This is a genomic window from Variovorax sp. dw_954 (assembly GCF_018449755.1).
In the GTDB taxonomy this organism is placed as follows: domain Bacteria; phylum Pseudomonadota; class Gammaproteobacteria; order Burkholderiales; family Burkholderiaceae_C; genus Variovorax.
This window is the reverse complement of the sequence record NZ_JAAVVD010000028.1, coordinates 82604-103721: the sequence shown is the minus strand read 5'-3', so window position 1 is coordinate 103721 and position 21118 is coordinate 82604. Positions and strand designations below refer to the sequence as shown.

The window sequence follows — 21118 nt, the reverse complement described above, 5'->3', positions numbered from 1 at the left end:
TGGCGATGCCGCCGCGCTTCTAGCCGGATCGATGACGCACTCCTAAAGTCTGCCCTGACTCCTCCATCACCCACCGAGACAAACCGGATGGCCCGCACCGACTGCGACCACCGGGCCTGCTGAAACGGCCAACACCATGACCTACCAGATCCCCTACGAGGAGCGAATCCTCGGCAAGATCCTCACCGACAGCGCGCGGCGATTCGGCCACCGTCCGTTCCTTACCGTCGACGGACGCTGCTATTCGTTCGCCGAGGCGCACGACATCAGCCAGTCCCTGGCGCGCGGGCTGCAACGGCTCGGCGTGGTCGCGGGCGAGCCGGTGATGGTCATGCTCGACAACTCGGCGGAGTTCATCTTCGCGTGGTTCGGCATCGCACTGCTCAACGCCACCATCGTCCCGGTGAACACGGCGTACTCGGGCGAACTGCTGGCCTACGTCGCAGGGGACGTGAAGGCGCGCATCGCCATCACGAGCCACAACCTGGCGCCCGCCTTTGCGGCGTTGCCTCCGGAGCGCCGCGGTGCCTTGGCAACGCTCGTGGTGCATGGCGAATGCGAGCCGGTGAAGGGCCTCGACACCATCGGCTGGGATGCGCTCAAGGTGCCCGAAGGCAACCCCGTCGCCATGCCGGCCAAGCCTGGCGACATCGCCTTCATCTGCTACACATCCGGCACCACCGGCCCTTCCAAGGGCGTGATGCTGGCGCACTCGGTCGTGCTGCAGACCAGCGAGAACTTCATCAAGGCAGTCGGCATGCGGGCCGACGACACGGTGTTCTCGCCGTTGCCGCTCTTTCACGGCATGTCGCGCTCGATGGCGACGCTGCCAGCACTGCTGCTCGGTGCACAGGTGCATATCGCCGCGCGCTTCAGCGCGACCACGTTCTGGCAGCAGGTGTGCGAAGCAGGCGCCACGATCAGCACGACCATCTTCACGATCCCGCCGATCCTCAAGAGCAAGCCACCGGGCAGCAACGACCGTGCCCACAAGGTGCGCGTGATGTTCAATGCGCACCACGATCCGGAGTTCGAGCAGCGCTTCGGCGTCACGCTCGTCGAGTCGCACGCCATGACCGAGACCGGCATGACCATCTTCACACCCTTCCCCGAACGCAAGCTCGGCGCATCGGGCCGGGCGGGGCCGGACTGGGATGTGGCGCTGTTCGACGAGAACGACGAGCCCGTGCCGCAGGGCGACATCGGCGAGCTGGTCCTGCGCCCGCGCAAGCGCGGCATCCTGATGGACGGCTACCTGAACAAGCCGGAGACCACGCTGGGCGCGCTGCGCAAGCTCTGGTTTCACACGGGAGACCTGATGCGCGCGGACGAAGACGGCTACTACTTCTTCGCCGGGCGCAAGAAGGAGCGCATCCGCCGCCGCGGCGAGAACATCTCTGCCTACGAAGTCGAGGCCATTGCGGCGCAGCACCCCGAACTGGTCGAGTGCGCGGTGGTTGGCGTGCCTGCCGGCGACAACGAGGACGATGTCTACCTTTGCGGCGTCCTCAAGCACCCGGACTCGGTCACCCCTGCCGCACTGCACGACTGGCTTGGCAGCCGGCTGCCCAGGTTCATGATGCCCCGGTTCATCGAGTTCCGCGCCGAGCTTCCCAAGACGCCATCGGCCAAGGTCGAGAAGCACACGCTGCTTAAGACGCTGCCGGCCCCGACGGCCTGGGACAGCCTTGCCGCGTGACGCGCAAGCAGCACGCAATCCAACTCGGTACAGAAAGACAAAGATGATTCTCACGGTCCCACAAGCACGTCAGCTAATACGCGCCGCCATGCTCGCCTTCGATCACACCGATGCCGAAGCCGACATCATTGCCGACCACCTGATCGATTGCGAACTGCGCGGGCTCTCGTTCGGCGGCCTGCCGCGGGCGCTGTCGGTGATCGACCGGCTGCGCGATACGAGCACGCCGCGCCGGCCCATCACCGTACTCAAGGAGTCGCCCGTGTCAGCGTCGCTGGATGGCGGCGACCAAGTCGGGTATCTGGTGGGCCTTCGCGCGACCGAGATGGCGATCGAGAAGGCACGCAGCACCGGCCTGGCCGTGGTGGGCGCCTCCAAGACCTGGTACACGGGCATGTTCTCCTACTACCTGGAGAGGGTCACCCAGGCCGGCTTCGCCGGCATGATCGCCGGCAGCGGCGGCCAGAAGGTGGCGCCGCACGGCGGAACCGAAGGCCGCTTCAGCACCAACCCGATCGCTTTCGGTTTCCCTTCCGACGGCGCGCCGGTGATCTGGGACATCGGCACCGCCGGCGTGATGCTCGGCGAGGTCGTGCTCAAGGAGCGGCTTGGCCAAGAACTGGACGAAGGCCTCGCCTTCGGACCCGACGGGCAGCCCACGCGCGACCCTGCGGCGGCGCTGAAAGGCGCCTTCACGGTCTGGGGCGGGCACAAGGGTTCGGGCCTCGCGATGGTCGTACAGCTTCTGGGCATGCTGGCCGGCCAGGCCGCGGCGCCGCTGTCGTTGCGCGACTGCGGCTTTTTCATGATCGTCGTCGACCCCGCGCTGCTTGGCGATGCGGCGGACTTCCAGGCACGCGTAGCGGCCTATGCCGACAGCCTGCGCGCCACCCGTCCGCTCGATCCGGCACGGCCGGTTCGCGTGCCTTTCGAGCGGTCTTCGGCCGAACGCGAGCGTCGCCTTGCTGCCAACGCAATCGAGGTACCGGACCTCGTCTACGAAGGCCTGCGCGAGGCAGCCGGCGCAACCCAGGCACAACCAGGAGTCGAAGCATGAAGATCGGAATCATCGGCGCGGGCTTCATCGGCCGCGCACTCGCACGGCTGGCCGTGCGTAGCGACCACGACGTGATGATCAGCAACTCGCGCGCCGCGAAGACGCTGGGCAGTACAGCGGTCGCCATCGGCTGCAAGGTCGGCACGGCGCAGGAGGCCGCGGCCTTCGGCGACGTGGTGATGGTCGCCGTTCCGCTGATGAACCATGCGGACCTCCCGGTCGAGCCCCTGGCCGGCAAGATCGTGATGGACGCCAACAACTACTACCCCGCCCGCGACGGCCGCATCGAGGCGCTCGACAACGAGACGACCACCACCAGCGAACTGCTCGCCGCGCACCTGAAGGGCGCAAAGGTCGTGAAGGCGTTCAACGCGATCCTGCAAGCCGACCTCGAGAAGGACAGCCGGCCAGCCAGCGCACCGGACCGCCGCGCCTTGCCGATCGCGGGCGACGACGCCGAAGCCAAGCGAATCTGCAGCGGGCTCATCGACCAGTTCGGCTTCGACGTGGTGGACGCCGGCCCCCTCGCGGACAGCTGGCGCTTCCAGCGCGCGATGCCTGCCTATTGCATTCCGCTCGATGTCGCCGGCCTGCACAAAGCACTCGCTGCAGCGCAACGCGGCGTCGAGTTGCCGCACGGATCGTGGCGTCCCTGAGCGCCGCAAACCACATTCAAAGAATACAAGGAGACAACCTCATGTCAGTAACTCACCCATCGCGGCGCGCGGTGCTCGTCGCCTGCGCTTTGGCGGCCACCCTCTTTCCGGTGACATCGGCCTTCGCGGAGACCTATCCGTCCAAGCCGGTCAAGGTGATCGTGCCCTACGGCCCGGGCTCGAATCCGGACGTCGCGACCCGCATCGTGATGCACGCCCTGCAGGCCAAGCTCGGGCAGCCCTTCGTGATCGACAACAAGTTCGGGGCGGGCGGCGGCATCGGCCTCAGCGCCGCGGCCAAGTCGGCGCCGGATGGCTACACCATCGTCGTCGGGCACATCGGCGGGCTGGCCATCAACCCGAACATCTACAGCAGCCTGCCCTACGACGCCAACCGGGACTTCATCCCGATCGCGCAGATGTACAACTCCCCGCTGGTGCTGCTGGTGGCGGCGAACTCGCGCTACAAGACCGTCGCCGACCTGCTGGTGGACGCGAAGGCCAACCCCGGAAAGCTGACCTTCTCTTCCGGCGGCAATGGCAACGGTGCCCACCTCACCGGCGAATCGCTCAACAAACTGGCCGGCGTGTCCATGCGCCATGTGCCCTACAAGACCATGGGCCCTGCCCTCACGGATGTCGTCGGCGGCGAGATCACTTTCACCTTCGGCAACTTCTCGCTGGGCATGCCACTGGTCAAGGGCGGCAAGATGCGCGCGCTGGCGCTCAGCGGCAGCGCACGCGATCCGCAGTATCCGGACATCCCGACGGTCGCCGAAACAGTCAAGGGCTTCGAGTACCAGGACTGGACCGGCGTGCTCGCACCTAAGGGCACGTCAGCCGAGATCGTGACGCTGCTTCAGCGCGAGATTGCCGCCGTGCTGGCCAATCCCGACGTGATAGCGCAATTGCGTGCGCAAGGGCTAAACGCAGTGCAAGGGGGCACCTCTGCTCAATTCGCCGCGTTCATCGACAGCGAGCAGAAGAAGTGGGGCGCGGTGGCCAAGAGCATCGACCTCAAGATCGACTAGCCGCATCACCAAGGAACAGCACACCATGAGCTACCTTCCCGGAGGCCTGCCCTCCCCCCATGCGACCCTCGATGACGCGCCCTTCTGGCAGGCGTGCGAGCACCAGCGGCTGGTGATCCGCCATTGCGAGGCGTGCCAGCAGTTCTTCCATCCGCCGCTTCCGTTCTGCCAGAAATGCGGATCATCGGACCTGACGTGGAAGCCGGTGTCCGGCCACGGCACGGTGTACACCTACACCATCGGTCACTACGCCGTGCATCCCTCGCTGAAGGGTCATGCGCCGTACAACGTGTCGGTGGTGCTGCTGGACGATGCGGACGATGTGCGACTGGTCTCGAATGTCGTCGACGCCGAACCACCGACGCTGCGGATCGGCCTGCCCGTGAGCGTGTGTTTCGAAGCCTCGGGTGAAGGTCCCCTCGTGCCGCGCTTCCGCGTTCGCACAGCCAACGCCACAAACGCCACGGAGACCCCATGACGTTCCCAATGCCCGATTGGCCCCGCAGGCTGCAACCCGTCATCGTCGGCGTCGGCGAAAGCGAATATCGAAAGCGTGGCGGCCACAGCGACACGCCCGAGCTGACGCTCTGCATCGACGCCATTCGGAAGGCCGCCGTAGACGCCGGCATCGAGGCCCGCCAACTCGATGGATTCAGCTCCTTCGGTTTCGAGAAAAATGAACCGGCGGTCGTCCAGACCGCGCTCGCCGCGCCTGCGCAACGCTTTGCTTCGATCGTCTGGGGCGCCGGCGGCGGTGGGTGCTCCGGCTCCGTCATGCTGGCCGCGATGTCGGTGGCGACCGGCCAGTCGCAGTTCGCGGTCGCCTACCGGTCGATCTGCCAGGGCGACGGCCAACAGCGCTACGGCCAGTTCCGCGACCGGCCGCTGTGGGGCTCCTACGTCGGCCCGTTCGGCCTGATGTCGCCGGGTCTCATGACCTCCCTGACCTATCGCCGCTTCATGCACGAGCGCGGCACCGGATCGGCGCACCTGGCCGAACTGGCGACGAACTCGCGCGCCAATGCGCAGGTCAACCCGCGCGCCGTGATGCGCGGCAAGCCGCTCTCGACCGACGACTACTTCGCGTCGCGCATGATCGCCGACCCCTTCCGCCTCTACGACTGCTGCCTCGAGACCGATGGCGCCTGCGCGGTGATCGTGACGACCCGCGAGCATGCCGACAAGCTGGGCCGCCCTGCCGTCCCGATCCTGGCGGCGGCGCAGGCCAGCGGGGAGCGTTGGTCGCTGGGACCGATGGGCTCGCACAACATGCCGCTGGCGGACTATCCGACGATCAATTCGCGCGAGGTGGCCAAGGCCATCTATGCGCAGTCCGGACTGACGCCGGTCGACATCGACGTCGCGCAGCTCTATGACGCGTTCAGCGGCCTGATCCCGATGGCGCTCGAAGACTACGGCCTGTGCGAGCAAGGCGGCGCGGCGGCCATGATCGAGTCCGGTGCGTTGCGGCAAGGCGGCCGGCTTCCAGTCAACACGGCCGGGGGCATGCACTCCGAGGCCTACCTGCACGGCCTGAACCTGGTGATCGAGGCCGTGCGGCAGGCGCGCGGCGATTCGACCATGCAGGTGCCCAACGTCCGCCACAGTCTGGTGACGAGCGGCGGCGGCGGTGGCCACAAGAGCGCGCTGATTCTGGGAGCTGCCGCATGAACGCCTTGCTCCAGCAGGTTCGTGCGCTGTTCGAGACGAGCGTGTGTGGCGTGGCGGGGTTGTGCGCCGTCGATGGCTCGCTCGACGCACACCGGCTCGACCTGTACCAGCCGCTGTGCTACGAACTGGCGTTGGCAGCGGCGGAACTGCTCGCCGCGGAAACGGCAGTGAAGGCCACCGAGTCCACCGAAGGACTTGAACCCGCCCTGGCCCGCCTCTTTGCGGCCGACGCCGTCACGGCGGTGCTTGCGCGTCTCGACACGGTGTTCAGCGACGCCGGACTGGATGTATCCGAAGTCCACGCCGTGATGACCTCGCCTGCACTCGCACGTTGCCGGAAGGAAGCCGCGAGCCACACCGTGGCGGCGGATATCGGCCGCCGCGTGTCCCGCGTCGGGGGCGATGTCGGCGACGTGCTGCTGCATGAAGACGCCGCGATGGCGCAGGCCGCCTTCCAGCGCTTTGCTGCCGACACCGTGGCGCCGATGGCCGAGAAGATCCACCGCCACGACCTCACCGTGCCCGAGCCCCTGCTGCAGCAGATGCGCGAGATGGGTGTGTTCGGCCTCTCGATCCCGGAATCGCTCGGCGGGACCGCGCCCGACGGCAAGGAAAACGCGATCGTGATGATCGCCGTGACCGAAGCGCTCTCCGAAGCCTCGCTCGCCGCCGCCGGCAGCCTGATCACGCGGCCGGAGATCCTGGCCCGCGCGCTGATGACCGGCGGCACGCCGGCGCAAAAAGCCCACTGGCTGCCGCAGATTGCCGTCGGCCAACCGCTGTGCGCGATCGCCATCACCGAGCCGGACTACGGATCCGACGTCGCATCGCTGTCGCTCAAGGCCACCAAGACCACGGGCGGCTGGCTGCTCAACGGTAGCAAGACATGGTGCACCTTCGCCGGCAAGGCGGGGCTGCTGATGGTCGTCGCGCGCACCGACCCGGACCGCACGCTGGGCCATCGCGGCCTGAGCCTGCTGCTCGTCGAGAAGCCTTCGTTCGACACCCATGAATTCACCCACGTGCAGCCTGGTGGTGGACGCCTCTCAGGCAAGGCCATTCCCACCATCGGCTACCGCGGCATGCACTCCTTCGACCTGTCCTTCGAAGACTTCTTCGTTGCCGACGACCGCGTGATCGGCGAGGAGAAGGCGCTTGGCAAGGGCTTCTACTTCACGATGGCCGGCATGGTCGGTGGCCGCATGCAGACCGCGGCGCGCGCCTGCGGCGTGATGCGCGCGGCGCTGAAGGCAGCCACCTCGTATGCGGGCGACCGCAAGGTCTTCGGCGCACCGCTGGCGGACTACACGCTGACGCAGGTCAAGCTGGCCCGCATGGCCGCGCGCTTCGCGACATGCCGCCGGCTCACCTATGCGGTGGGCGAGATGCTCGAGGCGGGCCAGGGCCGCATGGAAGCCAGCCTGGTCAAGCTCTTCGCCTGCCGCTCGGCCGAGGCCATCACGCGCGAGGCGTTGCAGATTCACGGCGGCATGGGCTATGCGGAAGAGACTGCCGTCAGCCGCTACTTCGTCGACGCGCGGGTGCTGTCGATATTCGAAGGCGCAGAAGAGACTCTGGCGCTCAAGGTGGTCGCGCGCAGCCTTCTCGAACAGGCGCTGGAGACGGTCGATGCCTGAGAACTCGACCGGCGTACTGCCGGTGCTGAAGGGGCTGCGCATCGTCGAGGCCTCGGCCTTCGTCGCGGCGCCGCTGGGCGGCATGACGCTCGCGCAGTTCGGCGCCGATGTCATTCGCATCGACCCGCCGGGGGGTGGCCTCGACTACCGGCGCTGGCCGGTGACCGAAGACAACACCAGCCTGTTTTGGGCCGGACTGAACCAGTCCAAGCGCTCGGTAGTGATCGACTTCACGAAGCCCGAGGGCCGCGAACTGGCCATGGCGCTGATCTGCGCACGGGGCGACGATGCCGGCATGCTGCTGACCAACTTTCCGGCGCGCGGCTTCCTCGATTACGAGGCCTTGCGCGCGCACCGAGCAGACCTGATCCAGCTCACGCTTTCGGGCGACCGGCATGGCGGATCGGCGGTCGACTACACCGTGAACCCGCGCCTCGGCTTGCCCTTCCTCACAGGCCATGGCGGCGCAGAACAGCCGGTCAACCATGTGCTGCCCGCATGGGACATCGGCACCGGCTACATGGCGGCCATGGGCATCCTGGCGGCCGAGCGCCACCGGCGTGCGACCGGCGATGGCCAGCACGTGCGGCTCGCGCTCGAGGACGTGGCGCTGTCGGTCATCGGCCACCTGGGATTCATTGCCGAGGCCGAGCGCGGCTTCCAGCGGCCCCGTGTCGGCAACGACCTGTACGGAGCCTTCGGCCGCGACTTCGTCTGCGCCGACGGAGAACGCGTCATGGTCGTCGGGCTGACGGGCAAGCAATGGCGCTCGCTCTGCAAGGCGACCGCCATCGGCACGGCGATTGCCGAACTGGCGGCACGCCTGGGCCTCGATCTCGACGAGGAAGGCCATCGCTTCCGCGCCCGCGAACACATTGCGGCGCTGGTCGCGCCCTGGGTGGCCGGCCGCAACCTCGCGCAGGTGGCGGATGCGTTCGACGGCCACGGCGTGTGCTGGACCCGATACCAGACCGTGACGCAACTCGTGCAGTCCGATCCGGCGTGCTCGACGGCCAATCCGATGTTCTCGCACGTCGAGCAGCCCGGCATCGGCCGCAGCCTCGTGCCCGGCCTGCCGCTGAATTTTTCGGGCATCAAGCGCGTCGCGCCAGGTCCCGCACCCCGGCTCGGCGGACACACGGCGCAGGTGCTGTCAGAAGTACTCGGCATCGACAGCGCGGCGTTCGGCGGGCTGCTGGAGCGCGGCATCGTCGGGCAGGCAGACGCATGATCGATCTCGCGCGCTGGGTGCGCCCCGGTGACACCGTTCTCTGGGGACAGGCCAATGCCGAGCCGCGCACGTTGACGCAGGCACTGGTCGCTCAGCGGCACGCCTTGGCGCGTCTGCGCCTCGTCCTGGGCATTGACCTTTCCCGGACGCTGCAGCCCGAGCACGCGGATGCCTTCGACTTCGTGAGCTATTGCGGCGCCGGCGGCAATCGCGCACTCGCGCGCGCCGGCGTGCTGAACATCCTTCCCTGCCCCTATTCGCAGCTGCCGCGCCAGCTGCGTGCGGGCGACCTCCAGGTCGACGTGGTGCTGCTCCAGGTCTCGCCGCCCGACGCGCACGGCCGGCACAGCCTGGGCATTGCGAACGACCTGCTGATCGCAGCGCTCGAGACAGCGCGCGTGGTCATCGCGGAATGCCATGCGGACGTGCCCTGGACCCACGGTGCACGAACGCTGCAAGCCCACGAGATCGACCTGCTGGTCGAGGCCACGCTGCCGCCGCTCGAGAACCCACCGGCGCCGCCCTCCGAAACCAGCTTGGCGATCGCACGCAACGTCGCGCGATGGATCGAGGACGGTGCGACGCTTCAACTCGGCCTGGGCGGCATTCCCGATGCAGTGCTGCCGTTGCTGGCCGACCGGCGCGATCTCGGATTGCATTCCGGCGTGATCGGCGACGGCGTGGCTGAGCTCATGGAATGCGGCGCGCTCACCAGCGCGCGCAAGTCCATCGATGCGGGCGTCGGCATCGCGGGCATGCTGATGGGCTCGCAGCGCCTGTATCGCTTTGCGAACCGCAACCCTGCATTGCAACTGCGGGGCAGCGACTACACGCACGGCGGCGAGGTGCTTCGCCGCGTCGAGCGCTTCGTCGCAATCAACTCGGCGATCGAGGTCGACCTGACCGGCCAGGTCAACGCAGAGGTCGCGATGGGCGACTACGTGGGTGCGGTTGGCGGCGCACCGGATTTCATACGTGCTGCGCAATGCAGCCGCGGCGGCCTTTCGATCATCGCGCTGCCGGCAACGGCGATGTCGCGCAGCCGTATCGTGTCGACGCTTTCGGGGCCGGTCACCACGCCTCGCTGTGACGCCGGCATCTTCGTCACCGAGTACGGCGTCGCGGACCTGCGCGGGCTCGGACTGGCTGCGCGCCGGCGACGCATGCTGGAGATCGCCGCGCCGGAACATCGTGATGCGCTGGACACGTGCGCCCCCTCAGCCCCCTGAGGCTGGCGGCTGCCCCTGCGTCGTCAACTTACCGCGTTCCCCTGCCGACCCGGCCACAGGCCCCGCTCTACCACGCTCATGATTTCGGAATGGACGAAGTCGTACATGAGCTGCACGTTGCGCAGTTGAAGTTGATGACGCGTGCTGACCAGCGTGAGGCCGAGCGACATGCCCTTGTCGGCCAGCGGCACGGCCATCAACCTGCCGGCCGCCACGTCGTCGGCCACGCTCCCCATTGACAGCACGGTGTAGCCCGTGCCCTGCAGCGCCATGCCGCGCAACAGGTTCACCGTGGTCGCCTCGTAGAGCGGGCGCAGAGGCATGTCGATCTCGGCGAACGCGTCTTCCAGTAGCACGCGGATCGTTTGCGGGCCGCTCGGCAACACCAGCGGAAGGGACGCGAGGTCTCGCACGGTAGGGCTCATCAGGCGCCGGAGTTCATCGCTTGGCACGCCGACCAGATGAAGTTTCTCCATGAAGAGCGGCTTGCAGATCAGTTCGTCATCCGTCGGCGGGTCATAGCAGACCGCGAGAGACAGTTCGCGCGACAGCAGGCGAGAACACAGGACGCGGCTGTCTGCGTCGACCATGTTCACCCGCAGGAGCGGCCAGCGCTCGGCAATCAACGGTAGCAGTTGCGGCACCATGACCTGGCCCGCCAGATGCGTCACGCCGATCGACAGCGTGCCCGACACGACGTGTGCCGCATGGCCGACCTCTTCGCGAAGCTGGGACAGCTGCAACAGCACCGCCGGCGCGCGTGAGGCCAGGATTTCGCCGGCCTGCGTCAGGTCGCAGCCGCGATTGGTCCGCACGAACAGCTGGACGCCGAGCTGCTCCTCGAGCTTTCCCACTTTGCGCGTGACCACAGGCTGCGAGGTGTTGAGCCGATCGGCGGCGCGGGAGAAGTTGCGGGTCTGTGCGACCCAGCAGAACACGGTCAGCAGGTCGGGGTCCAGCACGTCGGCATGTGCCGGCAGGGAATATTCAGCCATTTGTCTCGTCGCTCCATGCAGGGCCTGTGACCAGTGCCCGGAGCGGGATAGTAGCCGCGCAGCGCGGACGGCGCATGAATCGCTTCCATGCGCCGCCTTGGGACTTCCGCCTTCAGCCGGTCTTCTGCAGAAGCTCGAAGAATCGGTGCGAGGTGGATCTGTGCATCAACGCTGTCGATGTCGCCGCGATTGGCAATACCGGATGGACGGTGGCAGACATGGTGCTGCTTCCGCTCATTCTTCCTTGATGTTGGCCGTCTGTATCAGCCGGCGGAACGTGCTGCGCTGCTCGCGAAGGAGCTTGTCCAGGTCCTCGCGCGAACCTCGGATCGCTTCGCCCCCCAAGCCGAGGAAACGCTCTGCGATGGCCGGGTCGCTGGTAACTTCGTTGATCCTGCGATTGAGAAGGTCCAGAACCTCTACCGGCGTGCCGGCCGGCGCCATGACCGAGTTGATGCCGGGCGCGATCAGTCCTGGCACCACCTCGGCAATGGCGGGCACATCGGGGAATTCCTTGAAGCGTGTTGCCGTGGACACTGCGAGCAGGCGCATCCGGCCGCTCTTGACGTGTGGGGCAACGCCACCCAAGCCGTCGATTAGCACGGGGATGCGGCCGCCCATCACATCGGTGTGAGCGGGGCCGGAACTCGGGAACGCTACGTTAACCAAGCGCGTGCCGGCCTTCTCGTTGAGGTTTTCGCCAATCAGCCGCGACAGCGATGCCGCCCCCGGCGTCGCGAAAAACATCTCTTGAGCCTTTGCTTGAGTCAACAGTTCTTGCAGGCTGCGTATCGGGCTGGCCGAAGGCACGACGATCGCCAGTGGAACTTGGGAAACAGGCGCGACGGCCACCATACTCTTTTCACCGTCATAGGGCAGGTTCTTGGCCATCAGCGGCGCAATGACCAGCGCGGAATTACCGGCAAACAGCAGGGTGTAGCCATCATTCTTGGCTGTCGCCACTACTTGGCCGGCAATGGTGCCGTTGGCGCCCGGACGCGGGTCCACAACGACGGGCTGACCAAGCGACCGCGACAGCCGGTCGGCCAGCAGCCGCGCGAACACTTCCACGCTGCTGCCCGCACCAGCAGCAACGACCAGGCGCAGCGGCTTGGAAGGCCAGGCTTGGGCCTGCACAGCGGGCGCTGCCAGCAGGGCCAAGGCAGTGAGCAGCACCAGGCGGCGTGCGCGCAAGGGAGGGTTCTCGTTCATTGTTGTCTCCAGAGGGATGGGTGCATCAACTCTAGAAACATTGCAGCCCGCCCACTAGCATGCCCGGAGCATGCTGGGCATGTCGATACGGTATGGATGCATCGGATCGTTGGTACTGACAAATCCGTCATGCGAGTTCGGTATGTCCGTGATGACTGTTTGCTGCTGGCGCAATGGCAGACCCCGTTTCTACACTGCACCACGCTGTAACGCACAGTCCTCCGCGCCGCCGCTTATCCGAGACACCCCATATGCCCTACCTGATACCCCATGAAGACCGTGTGCTGGGCCGCGTGCTGGCCACGCGCGCACTGGTTTCCGGCAACAACCCCTTCCTCACTGTCGACGGACGGACCTGGTCCTTCGCCGAAGTCCACCAAATCAGCCAGGCCGTTGCCCGCGGACTGCGCAGCGCAGGCGTGCGGCGCGGTGAACCGGTGATGGTGATGTTGGACAATTCGGCCGAGTTCATCCTGGCCTGGTTCGCGATCGCACTGCTCGACGCCGTGACGGTGCCTGTCAACACTGCGTACACGGGCGATCTGCTGGCCTATGTGGCGCAGGATGCGGGCGCCAGGGTGGCGGTCACCAGCACGACGCTGGCCGGCGCTTTTGCCGCGCTGGCGCCGGCGCGCCGCGGCGCGCTGGCAACGCTGATCGTGTGCGGCGACGGCGCCCGGCCCGAGGGCATCCACTGCCTTGACTGGGCCGCGGTGGCAGCGACGCCCGGACCACCCGTGGTCTCGCAGGCCGGGCCTGATGACATGGCCTTCATTTGCTACACCTCTGGCACGACCGGCCCGTCCAAGGGCGTGATGCTGCCGAATTCGCTGGCCTTCCAGACAGTGCAGACCTTCGTCAACGCGGTGGGCATGCGCGCAGACGACAAGGTGTTCTCGCCGCTGCCCCTGTTTCACGGCATGTCACGCTCCATGGCTACGCTGCCCGCTCTCGCCCTGGGCGCACAAGTGCACTTGGCGCCGCGCTTCTCAGCCACCACCTTCTGGGACGATGTGCGTGTGTCGGGCGCCACCATCAGCACGACCATCTTCACCATCCCTCCCGTGCTCAAGCGCCGCGATCCTTCGCCAAGGGACCGTGACCACCGGGTGCGAGTCATGTTCAACGCCCACCACGACCTGGAGTTCGAGGAGCGCTTCAACGTGCGCCTGGTCGAGGCCCATGGCATGACCGAAGTGGGCCTGACCATCTACACCCACTTCCCGGAACGCAAGCTGGGCACCTGCGGCCAACCTGGCGCCGAATGGGAGGTCCGGTTGGTCGATGAGAACGACGGTCCCGTGCCAGCGGGCGTGCCGGGTGAATTGCTCCTGCGCCCGCGCGTGCCCGGCGTGCTGATGCAGGGCTACGTCAACAAGCCTCAAGCCACGCTTGACAGCTACCGCGGCCTGTGGTTCCGCACCGGCGACTTGATGCGCTGCGACGACGAAGGCTGGTACACCTACGCCGGCCGCAAGAAGGAGCGCATCCGCCGTCGCGGCGAGAACATCTCAGCCTACGAGGTCGAGTCGATGGCGGCCCAACACCCAGCCCTCATCGAATGTGCGGTGCTGGGCGTGCCGGCGGGCGACGGCGAGGATGACGTGTATCTGGTAGCCGCCATGCGAGAGGCGCCGGCCCTGACACCCTCAACGCTGCACGCGTGGCTGGCCGAGCGCCTGCCGCGCTTCATGGTGCCGCGCTACATCGAATTCCGTGCGGCACTACCGAAGACGGGCTCGGCCAAGATCGAGCGCCACGTTCTGATGCAGACAGTGCCCGCGATTGACGCGTGGGACAGCCTGGCCGACAAGCCAAATACAAACATGGAAACGAAAAGGAGCATGGCATGAAGATAGGAATCATCGGCGCTGGCCGCATCGGACGCGCCTTGGCGGCACATGGCGTACGCTGTGGCCACGAGGTCATGCTGAGCAACTCGCGCGGAGCCGACAGCCTGCGCGACGCAGCAATTGAACTCCGCTGTCAGGCAGGCACGCCGGAGCAGGCTGCAGCGTTCGGCGAGGTGGTCGCGCTCGCCCTCCCGTTCTGCCACTTCCGGGCGGTTCCCGCAGTGCCGTTGCGCGGCAAGGTGGTACTGGACGCAAACAACTACTACCCGCAGCGCGATGGCCAGCATCCCGATCTTGATGAGGGCCGCACAACGACCAGTGAGATGGTCGCCGCCCACCTTCATGGCGCACGGATCGTCAAGGCGTTCAACGCCATCCTGGCCGACGACCTGGAGCAGCAGGGCCTGCCCGCGGGCTCGCCTGGTCGCAGGGCGCTGCCGCTCGCAGGCGATGACGCGGAAGCCCGCGCAACTGCGGCGTCGCTGGTGGACGCCTTCGGCTTTGATCCTCTGGATTGCGGCGCATTGAGCGAAGGCTGGCGCTTCGAGCGTGCGCGTCCTGTCTACTGTGTACCGCTGGGCCGCGCCGTACTCGAGGCAGCGCTGGCGGGCACGCGGCGGGACAGCTTCGTGCCGCTGTTTTCATGGCACCGCGACACGATGGAGCGATGACATGAGGATGAGCATCGAAGAGGCGCGCCAACTCGCGCGCGACAGCATGGCGGCTTATGGTCACACGGCCGAGGAGGCGCACACCATTGCAGACCACCTCATCGATTCGGAGCTGCGCGGCCTGGAATACGGCGGGCTCGCGCGCTGCCTCTCGATCGTGGAACACCTGCGCACCGCACCCGCTCGCCGCCCGATTTCCGTACTGCGTGACTCGCCAGCCTCAGCACATCTCGACGGCGGCTACCAGGTGGGCTACCTGGTGGCCCAACGCGCTACCGACATCGCCATCGAGAAGGCCAAGCAGACCGGCGTGGCGATCGTCGGCGCTTCCAAGACCTGGTACACCGGCATGTTCTCCTACTACCTGGAAAGGGTCACGCAGGCAGGTTTCGTCGGCATGGCTGCCGGCAGTGGGGCGCCCCTCGTCGCACCGCACGGCGGTACCCAGCGCCGCTTTTCCACAAACCCCATCGCATTCGGTTTCCCGTCGACCAACGCGCCCGTGATCTGGGACATCGGCACGTCCTCGATCATGATGGCCGACGTCGTGCTGAAGGACCGCCTCGGCGAACGCTTGCAGGAAGGCCAGGCCTTTGATCAGGACGGCGGACCAACGATGGATCCGGCCGCCGCGTTGCGCGGCGCGATCGCGGTGTGGGGCGGCCACAAGGGCTCGGGCCTGGCCATGTCGGTGCAACTGTTGGGCATGCTGGCCGGCCAGGACAACGCGGCGCCACGGCTGACGGACTGCGGCTTCCTGTTGTTGGTGGTAGACCCTCAACTTTTCGGCTCGACTCAGGAATTTTGCGAGCAAGTCAGCACGTTTGCCGCAGAACTTCGCGCGACCCGTCCAGTGGATCCCGCGCAGCCGGTGCGCGTGCCGTTCGAACGGTCCATTGAGATCCGACGTCGTCGCATGGACGCAGGTCACATCGATGTGCCGGACCTGGTCGTGCAAGCGCTGCAAAAGGCCATTGCGAAAGCGGATGGGGCTTGAGGAATTGCCATCGCAAGGGCAGCCATTGTGCTTCGACAAAGGCAATGCGATTAGCTTCGAGTCCGCAACGTTGCGAACCGGGCGATGAAAACTTATCGAGTTGATTCATGAACACTTTCTTGAGAGTGGCAATCGCCGCCCAAGCTACAGCGAAGGGGCCGCATAGCCGAGTTGCGTTGAAATCCCAGAGGCGGCGTGAATGAGCCCGCGCGGCCGGCGCACCATGAAGCCAGGTGTGCGGGCGTCAAGGCATCAGCAGCGATGATGAGATTGCCCTCGATCTCTCTGTGTTCATCGTCAACCACGAGCACGAACTCGCCACGCGCGATAGCGGCGATCGCCGTCTTGACTTCATCCAAGACATAGTCAAGCGCCACGTCGTCGGGGAACGCCTGTTGGAGATGATTTGCGTTCATGCTGCCTCCGAGCTGTCTTGTGCCCTGGAAATCTGCGTTGAGATTTCGGCGGCCGCGAGGGACAGCTCGCGTGGAACATCTCCGTCCCAGTCGGATGTCAATCGGTCGGCGTTGGAGGTCACCGACAGCGCCATGACCATGTGCCCTTCGGCATTCCTGATCGGCGCGCTGAACGCATTGACGGCAACCTGGTGGATCGGGGAGGGCGTCGAGCCGATGGCTCGTGCCAACCCGTGGCTGCGCGTCTCAACCATCGTCGCATCGAACGCGGCGCGGCACTCGGCGATGCTGCCATGCGTGGCGGTCGACACCCTAAGGTCTTCATCGATGAGGTGCTTCGTCATCTCGGCTGGCAGGAAAGCCGCGAAAGCGCGTCCCGTGGCGGAGCGCGTGATACTCATCACGAGCCCGGGCCTGAGTTGGTCGCTCACAGGTTGCTTCGACGGCTCCCAGTGCACCGCGGTCGGTCCATGGTTGCCCCACACGGCCAGGCACAGCGTGTGTTCTCCGAGGCGCGTCGAGACGGCTGGCAGCGCATCGGTGGCAAGCTTGATGGCTTGAAGATCGGCTGGTTTCGAGGTGCCCAGGCGCAGCGCAGTGGGGCCCAGATCGTGTGAGTAGGCGACCATGTACTTGCCGCCTCCGAATGCCAGCGCACGTCGCCCAGACTGCGCGATGCGTTCGACGCGGCCCACATAGACAACGTGATCGCCGCCCGGATATTCTGCGACCTTCACGCACTCCAGATGGGCGGCCGCACCGTCCAGAAGCGGTACGTCGCCGATGCCTCGCCCGTGTGCGACGCCGCTGAATTTGTCGTCGCGCGACTTCGCAAAGTGATTCGACACCTCGATCTGGTCGTCTGCCAGGATGTGAACCGCGAAATGGTCGCTGTCATGGAATGCGCCGTAGCTGCGCGAAGATAGGGATTGGCTCCACAGCACGAGTGGCGGGTCGAGCGACACGGAACTGAAAGAGTTGGCGGTCACGCCGTGTGCCACCCCGTTGCCGTCTCGTGTGGTGATCACGGTGACACCCGTGACGAACGTGCCGAGCACGTCGCGTAGTTGCCGTGCTTCGAATGCTGCGATCGATTCCATGTGTTGTCTCCATCTGCTTGTCGATGCAGAGAGTCTAGGAAACGAGCGCCTATTCAACAATTCATCTGTCGCTATGAATTGATAATTTAGCTTGATGAATCAAACCTGCGGATGCAGGTCTGACTGACGCAGAAAACGGATGAAACTCTGTACTGACGCGCCCGGGTTTGCACTGCGCGCCGTCGCAATGCCAAAGGTGCGTGTCATGTCGACGCCTTCGATCTCGATGCGCGCGTGCTTGGCCACGCTGCCTCGCGAGGACACGGAGCGGGGCAGCAACGTCACGCCCATGCCCGCATCGAGCATGCCGAGCAGCGTATTAAGGTTACCTACGACCTTGGACGCAGGCAGCGCGAGGCCTTGAGCCTGCAGTGCGGCAGCGATGCGCGCACGCACGCCCTGGTACTGGTCCACGACCATGAGCGCGATGGAGGACATGTCCTTGGTGTTCACGCTCTTGCGTCGGGCCAATGCATGACCTTTGGGGGCAACAAGAACCATGTCATCGTGCCAGAGCGGCGTGAAGCGATAGCGTTTGTCTGTGCCCTCGTATGCCAGCACCGCCAGATCGGCCCGCCCATCGTCAATGGCAGCGAGCACGTTCATGTACTGAAGGTCGAGAAGCTCGACTTCCACATCCGGGTAGCGCTCGGCATAGGCCTGGATGATCGGAGGCAGGCGCAGCGCTGCGATCGTCGGCGTTGCAGCCACCACCACCCGCTGGCGACCACTGCGTGCGTTCTTGCGAAACCCGTCGACCAATCGCGAAAGGCCCTCAAGCGTCTTCACTGCCTCCTCGAGAAGCCGCTCGCCCTCTTCCGTGGTTTCGACCTTACGGGTCGTGCGACGCAACAACTGCGCCCCCAGCGAGGCCTCTAGCCGATGGATCCGGCCGGTGATGGTCGGCTGCGTGACGTGCAGCTGTTGCGCGGCGGCACTGAAACTGCGCGCCTTGGCCACCACGATGAATGTCTGCAACTCAATCAATTCGAGTCCTGCCGTCACAGGGACATGGGGCATTTCACGGCGGAGTTCAGTCGAGATGAATGAACGAGGCATCGTGATTACTTATAGAGTCAATTTATAAGAATATAGCGCTTCTCGATTTGTTTGTGCAGAGCTCGCGCCGAACAATCGATGCACGCTCCAAAAGCCGATAGGGCCCGCACAAAGATGCGCCAAGGGGCGGGGACAGACAAACCTCGGAGACAAAATCATGGTCAATCGCAGAGACTTCTGCCTGTCGGCAATGGCGGCGACATCGCTGGCCGCGACATGGCAACCCGCCCTCGCCGGCGACTATCCAGACAGACCCATCCGGCTCATCGTCGGATTTCCCGCGGGACAGAGCACCGACACGAGCGCCCGGCGCATCGCGCAAAGTATGTCGCAGACGCTCGGGCGTAGCGTCTTCGTCGACAACCGTCCGGGCGCTGCCGGCATCATTTCGCACGAGGCGGTAAAGAACGCGCCAGCCGACGGCTACACACTGCTGATGGGATCGACCGGCACGCTCGCGATCAACCCCTGGCTCTACCAGAAGCTGCCCTATGACCCCATCAAGGACTTCGAGCCAGTGGCGTCCGTCTCGGCGTCGCCGCTGGTGCTGTTCACGTCCGTGGACTCGCCGGTCAAGAACCTGAAGCAGCTGATCGCGTTGGCCAAATCGCGCCCTGGAAAACTGAGCTACGGCTCAAGCGGCAACGGCACCACCGGCCACATCGCGATGGAGATGCTCAAGAAGGAAGCCGGCATCGAGCTGCTTCACGTGCCTTACAAAGGCTCGCCGCCGATGATCACCGACGTAATGGGCGGTCAGGTCAACGTGGCCTTTGACACGGCGGGTGCGGTGCTGGCAATGGTCAAGGGCGGGCGTATCCAGCTGCTGGGCATCGCCACGCTCAAGCGCTTCGAAGCGGCGCCGGATTTGCCCACGCTGGCCGAGCAAGGCCTAGCCGGTTTTGAGGCGATGCCGTGGTCCGCGATCCTTGCACCCAAGGGCACGCCCGCACCCATCGTCCAGCGCTTGAACACGGCTGTGAACGCGGCCCTCAAGGACCCCGTCGTGCTCGATCAGTTCGTCTCGACTGGCAGCTACGCGCTCGGCGGACCACCGCCGCAGCTCCAAGCCTATCTCGCTCAGGAGCACGCGCGCTGGGGTAAGGCCGTCGTCGCCTCAGGCGCACGCGTCGACTGAATACATCCACTCCACACAGCAAGGACACATTCCATGAAAAACAACCCACCTTCGCGGCAGATGAGTCTGATCGCCTTCATGCAGGCGCAGAACTGCACCAACTACGTCGGCTCGTGGCGCCATCCCGCGAGCATGAGCGACTTCATGACGCCGGAGTACTACCAGCGCATCGCCCGTACGCTGGAAGACGGCAAGTTCGACATGGCCTTCTTCGACGACCGCCTGGCAATGCCAGACATCTATGGCGACGATCACCGCGAGACGGTCGCCCACGGCGTTCGCTGCGTGAAGATGGACCCGTCGACGATTCTCATGGCCATGGCCGCCGCAACGACCAAGCTCGGACTGGGCGCTACCTACTCCACCACCTACTACGAGCCCTTTCACGTGGCGCGCCTGTTCGGGACACTCGACCTGATGACCAAGGGGCGCATGGCGTGGAACGTCGTGACCTCGCTCAACGATTCGGAAGCTGCAAACTTCGGCCGCGACGAGCATCTGGAACATGACCTGCGCTATGACCGCGCCGATGAATTCATGGAAGTCGTGCAAGGCCATTGGGACAGCTGGGAGGACGACGCGTTGATCCTGGACAAGGCGAACGACCGGTTCGCGGATCCGGACAAGGTGCACCGGCTTGATCACTCCGGAAAATTCTTCAAATCAAAGGGCCCGCTTCCGGTGCCGCGTTCGCGTCAGGGCAATCCGGTGATCCTCCAGGCCGGCTCGAGCGGACGCGGCATGGCGTTTGCCGCACGCTGGGCGGAACTCGTCTTTGCCGCCTACCCCAACCTCGAGGTGGGCAAGAAGCAATACGCTTACTTCAAGAACGCAATTGCCGAAGCGGGTCGCGACCCGGCGCAGGTCAAGGTCGCACCCGCGGTCAAGTTCGTGGTCGGCGAGTCAGAGGCTCATGCGCAGGACAAGCTGGCCTTGGCCATGTCGACTGCACGCCCCTTCGACGGGCTGGCCCTGCTGTGCGAAGTCCTCAACGTCGATTTCGCTGCGCGTCCCTACGAAAAGCCGTTCTCCGATGAAGAGCTCGCTTCGATCTCTTGGCACGGCCTGCGCGACAAGGTGATTGCCAAGAGCGGCAAGAAGAACCCTTCCGTCAGGGATTTCGTGGAAGCCTCGGGCCGCGGCACTGTCGCGGAAGGTCCGAACTTCGTCGGCACACCCACACAAGTTGCCGACCAGATGGAAGAGTGGTTCAACGGTGCTTGCGACGGCTTCGTGATCCAAGCCTTGCACACGCCAGGGAGCTACGAAGATTTCGTTCGTCTGGTTGTGCCGGAATTGCAACGCCGCGACCTTTTCCGCAAGGAGTACGGCGGTGACACGCTGCGCGAAAACCTTGGATTGAAGCGTCCTCAACCTCGTGACTGGCGTCGCGCGCAAGACGCTCTGTTGGCGCAGAAGGCAAAAGCAGTATGACAAAGAAGCCTGAAATCAAGATCCTCACGCCC

Annotated in this window: 20 protein-coding genes; 15 read left to right on the top strand and 5 right to left on the bottom strand. The window is 65.5% G+C overall.

From position 1 onward, the window contains the following. Positions 1-136 precede the first annotated feature (136 nt). From HB681_RS31485 to HB681_RS31445, 9 genes are read left to right on the top strand one after another with little or no spacing between them, the layout of a single operon-like run. Positions 137-1699 carry an AMP-binding protein gene (locus tag HB681_RS31485; RefSeq protein WP_213958821.1) on the top strand — a complete coding sequence of 521 codons (1563 nt, stop codon included), beginning with the start codon at positions 137-139 and terminating at the stop codon, positions 1697-1699. 43 nt (positions 1700-1742) lie between these two features. Then, positions 1743-2756, top strand: a complete 1014-nt coding sequence (locus HB681_RS31480) for an Ldh family oxidoreductase (RefSeq protein WP_256354363.1) — start codon at positions 1743-1745, stop codon at positions 2754-2756. Next, on the top strand, positions 2753-3412 hold the full coding sequence (locus HB681_RS31475; RefSeq protein WP_213958819.1) for an NAD(P)-binding domain-containing protein: 660 nt from the start codon (positions 2753-2755) through the stop codon (positions 3410-3412). Before HB681_RS31480 ends, HB681_RS31475 begins: the two co-directional genes overlap by 4 nt. A 41-nt stretch (positions 3413-3453) precedes the next feature. Beyond that, positions 3454-4443 carry a tripartite tricarboxylate transporter substrate binding protein gene (locus HB681_RS31470; RefSeq protein WP_213958818.1) on the top strand — a complete coding sequence of 330 codons (990 nt, stop codon included), beginning with the start codon at positions 3454-3456 and terminating at the stop codon, positions 4441-4443. Between the two features lie 25 nt (positions 4444-4468). Further along, a complete protein-coding gene (locus HB681_RS31465; protein WP_213958817.1) occupies positions 4469-4921 on the top strand; it encodes an OB-fold domain-containing protein in 453 nt (150 codons plus the stop codon). A gap of 8 nt (positions 4922-4929) precedes the next feature. After that, positions 4930-6114, top strand: coding sequence for a hypothetical protein (locus tag HB681_RS31460; protein ID WP_213958816.1), 1185 nt, complete (start codon positions 4930-4932; stop codon positions 6112-6114). Further along, positions 6111-7751: an acyl-CoA dehydrogenase family protein gene (locus tag HB681_RS31455; protein ID WP_213958815.1), complete on the top strand. Its 1641-nt coding sequence runs from the start codon at positions 6111-6113 to the stop codon at positions 7749-7751. Before HB681_RS31460 ends, HB681_RS31455 begins: the two co-directional genes overlap by 4 nt. Then, positions 7744-8982: a CoA transferase gene (locus tag HB681_RS31450; RefSeq protein ID WP_213958814.1), complete on the top strand. Its 1239-nt coding sequence runs from the start codon at positions 7744-7746 to the stop codon at positions 8980-8982. Before HB681_RS31455 ends, HB681_RS31450 begins: the two co-directional genes overlap by 8 nt. Beyond that, positions 8979-10211: an acetyl-CoA hydrolase/transferase C-terminal domain-containing protein gene (locus HB681_RS31445; protein ID WP_213958813.1), complete on the top strand. Its 1233-nt coding sequence runs from the start codon at positions 8979-8981 to the stop codon at positions 10209-10211. The genes HB681_RS31450 and HB681_RS31445 overlap by 4 nt, the downstream gene beginning before the upstream one ends. Before the next feature lie 23 nt (positions 10212-10234). Here HB681_RS31445 and HB681_RS31440 read toward each other — a convergent pair whose 3' ends face one another. Continuing rightward, complete coding sequence (locus HB681_RS31440; protein WP_213958812.1) at positions 10235-11206, bottom strand: LysR family transcriptional regulator; 972 nt, start codon at positions 11204-11206, stop codon at positions 10235-10237. 74 nt (positions 11207-11280) lie between these two features. Between HB681_RS31440 and HB681_RS31435 the strand changes: the two genes are divergently transcribed. Beyond that, entirely contained in the window at positions 11281-11454 is a 174-nt protein-coding gene (locus HB681_RS31435; RefSeq protein ID WP_213958811.1) for a hypothetical protein, read from the top strand. Here HB681_RS31435 and HB681_RS31430 read toward each other — a convergent pair. Further along, complete coding sequence (locus tag HB681_RS31430) at positions 11441-12418, bottom strand: tripartite tricarboxylate transporter substrate binding protein (protein WP_213958810.1); 978 nt, start codon at positions 12416-12418, stop codon at positions 11441-11443. The genes HB681_RS31435 and HB681_RS31430 overlap by 14 nt on opposite strands. Before the next feature lie 251 nt (positions 12419-12669). On the opposite strand from HB681_RS31430, the gene HB681_RS31425 reads away from it, so the two are divergent. Genes HB681_RS31425 through HB681_RS31415 form a run of 3 tightly spaced genes read left to right on the top strand, consistent with a single transcriptional unit; the run spans position 12670 to position 15939 of the window. Next, the gene (locus HB681_RS31425) at positions 12670-14271 is read left to right on the top strand and encodes an AMP-binding protein (RefSeq protein ID WP_213958809.1); all 1602 of its coding nucleotides are present in this window, start codon (positions 12670-12672) and stop codon (positions 14269-14271) included. Then, complete coding sequence (locus tag HB681_RS31420; protein WP_213958808.1) at positions 14268-14942, top strand: NAD(P)-binding domain-containing protein; 675 nt, start codon at positions 14268-14270, stop codon at positions 14940-14942. Before HB681_RS31425 ends, HB681_RS31420 begins: the two co-directional genes overlap by 4 nt. 1 nt (position 14943) lies before the next feature. Continuing rightward, the gene (locus HB681_RS31415) at positions 14944-15939 is read left to right on the top strand and encodes an Ldh family oxidoreductase (RefSeq protein ID WP_213958807.1); all 996 of its coding nucleotides are present in this window, start codon (positions 14944-14946) and stop codon (positions 15937-15939) included. Positions 15940-16031: 92 nt separating this feature from the next. Here HB681_RS31415 and HB681_RS31410 read toward each other — a convergent pair whose 3' ends face one another. The 3 genes from HB681_RS31410 to HB681_RS31400 form a co-directional block, all read right to left on the bottom strand. Continuing rightward, a complete protein-coding gene (locus HB681_RS31410) occupies positions 16032-16355 on the bottom strand; it encodes a 3,4-dihydroxy-2-butanone-4-phosphate synthase (RefSeq protein ID WP_213958806.1) in 324 nt (107 codons plus the stop codon). After that, positions 16352-17455, bottom strand: coding sequence for a flavin reductase (locus HB681_RS31405; RefSeq protein WP_218628358.1), 1104 nt, complete (start codon positions 17453-17455; stop codon positions 16352-16354). Before HB681_RS31405 ends, HB681_RS31410 begins: the two co-directional genes overlap by 4 nt. A gap of 99 nt (positions 17456-17554) precedes the next feature. Further along, positions 17555-18514 carry a LysR family transcriptional regulator gene (locus HB681_RS31400; protein WP_213958805.1) on the bottom strand — a complete coding sequence of 320 codons (960 nt, stop codon included), beginning with the start codon at positions 18512-18514 and terminating at the stop codon, positions 17555-17557. Positions 18515-18671: 157 nt separating this feature from the next. Here HB681_RS31400 and HB681_RS31395 point away from each other — a divergent pair, with 157 nt between their 5' ends. Together HB681_RS31395 and HB681_RS31390 are read left to right on the top strand one after the other, a co-directional pair. Beyond that, the gene (locus HB681_RS31395; RefSeq protein WP_213958804.1) at positions 18672-19652 is read left to right on the top strand and encodes a tripartite tricarboxylate transporter substrate binding protein; all 981 of its coding nucleotides are present in this window, start codon (positions 18672-18674) and stop codon (positions 19650-19652) included. A gap of 33 nt (positions 19653-19685) precedes the next feature. Then, on the top strand, positions 19686-21086 hold the full coding sequence (locus HB681_RS31390; RefSeq protein WP_213958803.1) for an LLM class flavin-dependent oxidoreductase: 1401 nt from the start codon (positions 19686-19688) through the stop codon (positions 21084-21086). Positions 21087-21118 lie beyond the last annotated feature (32 nt).